The organism is Pelotomaculum terephthalicicum JT (assembly GCF_022410535.1).
Taxonomy (GTDB): Bacteria; Bacillota; Desulfotomaculia; order Desulfotomaculales; family Pelotomaculaceae; genus Pelotomaculum_D; species Pelotomaculum_D terephthalicicum.
On the sequence record NZ_JAKNBL010000091.1, the window covers coordinates 1 to 1,440 of the forward strand.

Here is a 1,440-nt window from a genome sequence, read left to right on the forward strand (position 1 = left end):
TTAAGAGGCATCGACCTGACCGTCACCCAGGGAGAAATGGTGGCGATTATGGGCTCCTCCGGCTCCGGCAAAAGCACCTTGCTGAATATTATCGGCTGTCTGGACAAACCAACCGAAGGCGCCTACTATCTCGACGGAGAAAACGTCTCTGGACTGGACAAAAATAAGCTGGCCGCAGTCCGCAACAAAAGAATCGGTTTTGTTTTCCAGGGCTTCAACCTGCTGGGCCGGATGACCGTGCAGGCCAACATCCAGCTGCCGATGATCTACGCCGGGACAGATAAGGGTGAAATGGCGGCCAGGGCCGAGGAAGCCTTGAGCTGGGTCGGCCTGGCAAAATATCTGGGCCATTATCCTAACCAGATGTCGGGCGGCCAGCAGCAGCGGGTCGCCATCGCCCGCGCCCTGGTGAACAACCCTTCTTTGCTCCTGGCGGACGAACCGACAGGCGCGCTGGACTCTAAAACGAGTATTGAGATAGTTTCTTTGATCCAGCAGCTGAATAAGGAAAAAGGCATTACCGTGGTCATGGTTACTCATGAAAAGGATATCTCGCAGTACTGCCGCCGTTTGGTTAATTTAAGGGACGGCCGGATCACGGAAGACGCTCCCGTGCCACAGCAACGGAACGCCGCGGAAGACCTGGCGGCCTTCCCGGCGGAAACGGAGGCAGGCGCATGAATCTCGCCAACAACTTTGAGGTGGCGGCAAACGGCATAAAGGCAAATAAGCTGAGGGCTTCCCTGACGATGCTCGGCATCATCATCGGCGTTTCGGCTGTAATCATCATGATTTCCGTGGGGCAGGGCGCCAGCAAGAAGATATCGGACCAGATTTCCAGCATGGGCTCGAATTTGCTGATGGTATCCGCCGGGGCCGGGCAGGGAGCGGTCCGCGGGTCCGGGGGAAACGTAAACACCCTTACCGTTGCAGATGCGGAAGCCATTAGCGAACTGAACAAGGTGGTCTATGTGGCGCCCGAGCTAAGCTCAAGCGCCACGGTCGGGTACGCCAGCCAGACCTGGACCACTCAGTTTGACGGGACCACGCCGGAATACCAGCTGATCAAGGACTGGCCGACCACTTCCGGTTCGTTCTTTACCGAGGATGACGTAACGGGAGCCACTCCGGTGGCTGTGCTGGGCCAAACGGTGGTTGACAACCTTTATCCCGACGGTACGGAGCCGGTCGGCACGACCATCAGGATTAATAAATTGAGCTTTACCGTGGTCGGCGTGCTCAAGTCCAAAAGCGCCTCCATGGGCGGCCAGGACCAGGACGACGTGATCTACATACCCATAACAACCGCCCAAAGAAGAATGCTCGGGGTAAATTACGTCAGGATGATTAACGTGCAGACCGACTCCCAGGAAAGCATGAGCTATGTCCAAAGCAGCATTGAGAATCTTTTGCGGCAAAGGCACCGCCTGACGGGAACCA

Annotated in this window: 2 protein-coding genes; both read left to right on the plus strand. The window is 56.7% G+C overall.

The annotated features are described in order from the left end of the window. Positions 1-681: ABC transporter ATP-binding protein (locus L9W92_RS18580; protein WP_240085226.1), on the plus strand; the 681-nt coding region annotated here is incomplete at its 5' end. Next, positions 678-1,440 (plus strand): ABC transporter permease (locus L9W92_RS18585; RefSeq protein ID WP_240085227.1); only part of this gene is annotated, 763 nt, incomplete at its 3' end. The genes L9W92_RS18580 and L9W92_RS18585, both read left to right, overlap by 4 nt.